Genomic DNA, 5,213 nt, shown 5'->3' on the forward strand with positions numbered 1-5,213 from the left:
CAGTTATACATTATGGGGGACGTCTTTTCCTTTCTCCAGAATAAATGTCGAAATGTTTCGAATTATATACGGACATTATAATCGACTAATTCTGGACAGGCAATACCGTCAACTTTCGGAAATTTAAGGATGTCAAAAACAAGAAAATATTCTTAATTTTGGAGAGTTTATTCATACTTCGTTGTAGGTAGTTACTAGTAAACAGCTAAAAAGCATTAACACTTGCTGTTAACTACTTACAAATCGGATGAATACGATTGAAAGAAAAAGGGGATTGAACAACTCAATCCCCTTTTAACTACTTACTATTAACCAGTTAATAAGCAGCATTAACACTTTCTATTAACTACTTACAAATCGTCCGCAAGAAACATTTAAATAAAAATAAAAAAATGCGTTAATCCTTTTGCGGATCAACGCATTAATATTTTTAAAAATTCTGCTACACAAGGACATCGAAATGAATTTTAGCTACTTCTAGTTCTAAATCCTTTAATGCTGTTCGGATATATTCAATGTATTTCTCCTGCAACCAGTCACGCGCAAATTCATTGGGTGCAATGACAGTAATTAGTTCATTATCCTTTTTGAGCAGCACATTTGCAAACCAAGTATCGAATGAAGGCTTACTAATTTTTTCTTGCATGTAAGTCTTAATGTATTCAAGGAGTTTAACCTCGTCCTCATTCATGCTTCGCTCCAGTTTTACCTGGTTAGCTGTTTTATTGGATTTACTGGTCTTGTTCTTTTGTGATGCTTTGATCAGTTCCCCGTATTGCAGCCATTGTTTATAGATACCCTCAAAATCCACTTGCACTTCCATTTTGACTGGTTCGTTATTATTAATCATGGTCTTAACGTACTTTTCATGTTCCATCCGTAGCTTTTTTGGAAGACCTTGCTGCTCTTTCTTTAAAGCTTTCTTGATATGAGGTGGAGCATCATCAGGAATAAAGATATCTGGATCACCATAAATCAATTTCTTGGATAGCAAAGGTACCTTCTTCCGGATTTTGAATATCGGTCCTTCTTCGATACCATCCCTCGTCAAATTCCATACTCCGAATTTATAGGCGAATCCATACCTTTCAAGCAGTTCCATGAAATTATGGATCGTCGGTCTGGACTTGTCCATCTTTTGGCTGATAAGTTCAAAATTCGGGAAGCACCAGTCTTTATTTCCATATGCATGTCTTTTTAGGTGGCCATAAAGCGCTAAGCCCTCTGCGTTTAAGTAATACCCCCAAAAGTCAAACAGATAATTATTAAAAATCGTTAATTCTCCATCAATATATGGAATGCTTTCTCCGTATGAATCCAGGGAAAACTTTCGTACTTCTTCTTCAGTAAACTTAACTTTATCCTTTTGGGGGTAATAGTAGGTTCGAGTTACAAGGTTTTCCTGGCTTTCCTCTTTCAGCAGTCTCAGACGCGGCTCTACCATGCCTGTCTCGACTTCCCTGAAATACTCCAGGTTGTCACTCTTCCCTTTTAAATTATTTCTCTTTTCTTCTTCCAAAATAAAAACCTCCGAATCTCCTTCCCTACCCAAATTACATAAGAAAAAGACTTGAAGATTTCTTGCTTGAAATTCAATGACCTAATTGATAGAATAGGCTTAATTAAACAAGTAAGAAATCCCGCCTTCTTTATTTTCATTAATCTGCAGCGGCCAAACTGGAGGATTAATGAAAAGCCCTGGGTGGGTTTTTTTATGTATTTTTTCTTTAACTACCTGTATATGCTTTTTTTACCATGATAACAAATATATCGGTAATATTCTATGAATCTGTTGGCCTTTAAGCTGGGTTTTTGTCGAAAAATCGTTGGTAAAAAAATGAAAAAGCCCCTAGCAAAGAAACCGGTCTATATGATCGGCTTTCCGCTAGGGGCTTTCCCTTGGTATTCCAGTTGTGTGTACTTCTATTAAATCACGATAATATCTCTTAATCAATCCCTTATCATTTTTATTGGTTAATTTGTCTGTTTTTGGGATATATAAATACAAAAAAATATCACAAGGCAGGTGTGACTTTGTGAAGCCTTATAAATGCAAGGAATTTAATAAATACGGTATTGTTAGGCTCCCTTGTAAATGGAGAAGGCAATTTGATTTCACTCCTGGAAAATTAGTGGATCTCGTTTATAAAAAGGAATCTATCATTGTTAAGAAGCATAATCCGAAAAGCACTGACAACTCACGTATTGTTTCAGGTGAAGGAACAATATCAATACCAGCTGAGTTAAAGAGACTGTTGAGCTTAACACCTGACGATGAAATCTGCATATATATAGATAAGGACAATGAGTGTTTTATATTAAAGCCACTTTAAAATGAGTTAAATTTTGTGGGGACTTTCCATTTTTAAATCTCTTTTTTCAGTATTGGTTAGAGAAAATTTCTTTTCTTTTCTACTGTTATTTTTATATACTCATCCCTCTATAAATATTGATATATCAACGGTTTGACCCGTTGGTGGGATGTCAAAAAAATATTTTTCGACATATACCCTAACAGAAATTAATAAATATGTGATTCTCTTACAATTAGTGGGTACGCTACGCGGTCACTACCGGGTAATAATGGAAAAGTAGTGATCAGTATATATACGATGCACAATGGATCTCTGCGTAGCTTATGATGACGTACCCTCCCATGTCTCTGGGCATCAAAGTGCCTACATTCCTTCGTTCGGTCTAGTCATAAGGCAGAGGCTAGCGAAGCTCCTTTAGGGACTCGAGGTCGAATGGAAAAAATAGTGCCAGCTTCTCCGTGTCATCCTGTTGTCTAGGTCTTTTAAAGGGGATGCAGAACTTTACATAGCCTCTGCGAGACTAGGAATATCCTTCATCATTCGCTTTGCGTCAAACGCTTTGTGCTTCGTGCTGATCCCATGTAGTACTTTTAAGAGTTTCCCGCATAGGACCACGATGGACTGCTTCTTGCGTAACGGATTGTCTTTACGAGTTGTGTAATACTCATGTAGCCTTCTAAAGGCATCATTATGGCGAACCATTGGCATCATCACTCGGAATAGGAGGGCTCGAAGCCTTCTTCTGCCCCTTTTGGAGATTCTCTTTTGTCCCTTGTGCTGGCCGGAGGAATTTTCCCGTAATGTCAATCCCGCGAGTTTGATTAATTGGCGTGGATCTTCATAGTGAGAAAAGCTTCCGATTTCAGCTAGTAAATCTACAATCGTTGTATCTCCAAGTCCATGAACCGTTGAGAGCCATTCGTATTCTACTGATGTTTTGACCAGCTCGATCAAGTGCTGCGTAATGCTTTCAATCTCCTGTTCCAACTGGTGATAACGGCGAACGAGTGTGGCGATTTCGATACGGGCCATCTCCCGTCCTTCTGTTACCCCAATCGAATCCGAAGCGAGTTCTATGAGTCGTATAGCTTTCGGCCTTTGGGGGGATTTGAGCCCCTCGACCTTACGGTAAAGTGCCAATACTTCATCCGGTTGTTTCTGATGAAGATCGGCCGGAAATGGGGTGCACTCCAGGACAGCCATTGCCATCTTCCCGAATGACGGAAAGACCTGGGCGAACTCAGGAAAATAGCGATCGATCCAGCGAATGATCATGTTTTTGACGGACCCAAGTTCCTCGGTCAACTTGCTTCTGAACGTTGAACCCACACGGAGTTCAGCCTCCATATCCTTTAGGATGCGAGGATAACTGAAGCGCCCATCCTTGATTAAGCGAGCGATGACCAGCGCATCCTTGCGGTCATGTTTGGTTGGCAGGTTATCATCCAACTCCTTTGATCGCTTAACGTGCATAGGGTTGGTCATCACTAGGGGAATGCCCCGTTCCTTAAGGAAATAGGCTAGATTAAGCCAATAATGGCCGGTTGGTTCAATACCGACAATGACCTCCGTCTTTTCATATTCTTTCATGGCAGTCAAAATAAGCTGGTAAAAACTTTCGAAACCCTGGCTGGACTGTAATACCGAGAAAGACTTTCGGAGCACACGTCCACGGTCATCGACAAAGCAGGCGAAATGTTTTCGCTTCGCAATATCGATTCCGACTACGAGTGTATTTTCGGTGACTTGATTTATTTTTTGATTTTGTTTAAAATCCATGTTGGAGTCCTCCTTGGTTAACTAAGTTAGGGGTCAATTCGGTGCACGATTTGACACCCCGTATCATACCAAGAGGGCTCTTTTTTGTTCAAGTCCCCGAAAATCCTTCTAACAGGAATGCTCCTTATTGAGAATTTCAAAAATACGCAAAGCATTTATGTATAACTTACTAATATTATTTTCCTCTCTGTTCTTATTTTCCAAACACAGCCCTTTTTGATAATACAGCTGGCCTAAGTAAGAAATGTTCTCTAGTTGCTTTGATAGTTTAATCCCTGAATCAAGCATTTTAATTGCCTCACTAATAAGCTCTGCTGCATATAATGTCTTTCCATAATTATAATATACTTTAATTAACAAAATGGCTCTTTCATGTTCAAAAGATAGGTTGGCAGTATTAAGGCTAGCGATCAATTCCTTATAGGCCTAGTGACAGGGTAGCTGCTCTAGTCCGCAGGATTTATTCCAATAAAAGTAAATTAATTACTTTGGCTTTTGGTCCTTATGTAGCGATATAATGTCGCTTGACTTATTCCGGTCATTTCCACAATCTCGCTAATACTATATTCCTTAGAGTTGTATAGTTTTAAAGCTTTATTTATCTGATTTTCTTTCACTTTTGGCCGGCCACCATTTCTACCTCTTGCCCTTGCACTTTCCAAACCCTCTTTTGTACGTTGAGCTATTAAATCCCTTTCGAATTGGCTGAATGCTTGAAAGACAGTAAGCATTAGTTTCCCTTGGGGTGTATTCGTATCAAAATTCTCTTTTATGCTAATTAATTTTACGTTTTTACCTTCAAAATACTCGACTAACTCTATCAAATCTTTTGTGCTCCTACCTAATCTCGAAAAACTTTCTACAACGATTGAATCACCAGGTCTTACTTTATCCTTTAATCGAATAAGTTCTGGTCTATCCTTTTTTGTCCCTGACATTTTTTCTGTTAGTATTTCGGTACAGTTGTATTCGTCTAACAAGTCTAATTGCCGGATCAAATCTTGCTGCTTGGTACTAACCCTTGCATATCCATAAATGTATTGCATCACAATAATCCCCTCTTTTGGCTTTTAACAGTAATAATTTTATCATTAAGGAATGTTTTTGATAATGATAGAT

At 38.6% G+C, this 5,213-nt stretch carries 4 protein-coding genes and 1 pseudogene; 1 reads left to right on the forward strand and 4 read right to left on the reverse strand.

Annotation, left to right across the window (positions count from 1 at the left end):
• Positions 1-442: 442 nt before the first annotated feature.
• The gene (locus tag ACH0QE_RS15020; RefSeq protein ID WP_415801404.1) at positions 443-1,519 is read right to left on the reverse strand and encodes a DnaA N-terminal domain-containing protein; all 1,077 of its coding nucleotides are present in this window, start codon (positions 1,517-1,519) and stop codon (positions 443-445) included.
• Positions 1,520-2,036: 517 nt separating this feature from the next.
• Here ACH0QE_RS15020 and ACH0QE_RS15025 point away from each other — a divergent pair.
• Positions 2,037-2,333, forward strand: a complete 297-nt coding sequence (locus ACH0QE_RS15025; protein WP_415801405.1) for an AbrB/MazE/SpoVT family DNA-binding domain-containing protein — start codon at positions 2,037-2,039, stop codon at positions 2,331-2,333.
• Positions 2,334-2,816: 483 nt separating this feature from the next.
• Here ACH0QE_RS15025 and ACH0QE_RS15030 read toward each other — a convergent pair whose 3' ends face one another.
• The 3 genes and pseudogenes from ACH0QE_RS15030 to ACH0QE_RS15040 form a co-directional block, all read right to left on the reverse strand.
• Positions 2,817-4,094, reverse strand: coding sequence for an IS110 family transposase (locus ACH0QE_RS15030; protein WP_415801406.1), 1,278 nt, complete (start codon positions 4,092-4,094; stop codon positions 2,817-2,819).
• A gap of 108 nt (positions 4,095-4,202) precedes the next feature.
• Positions 4,203-4,508, reverse strand: coding sequence for a hypothetical protein (locus tag ACH0QE_RS15035; RefSeq protein WP_415801407.1), 306 nt, complete (start codon positions 4,506-4,508; stop codon positions 4,203-4,205).
• Positions 4,509-4,579: 71 nt separating this feature from the next.
• Positions 4,580-5,143: pseudogene (locus tag ACH0QE_RS15040) on the reverse strand (recombinase family protein); the annotation flags it as partial.
• Positions 5,144-5,213 lie beyond the last annotated feature (70 nt).

The sequence above is a fragment of the Mesobacillus sp. genome, from assembly GCF_047739415.1.
Taxonomy (GTDB): Bacteria; Bacillota; Bacilli; order Bacillales; family Cytobacillaceae; genus Mesobacillus.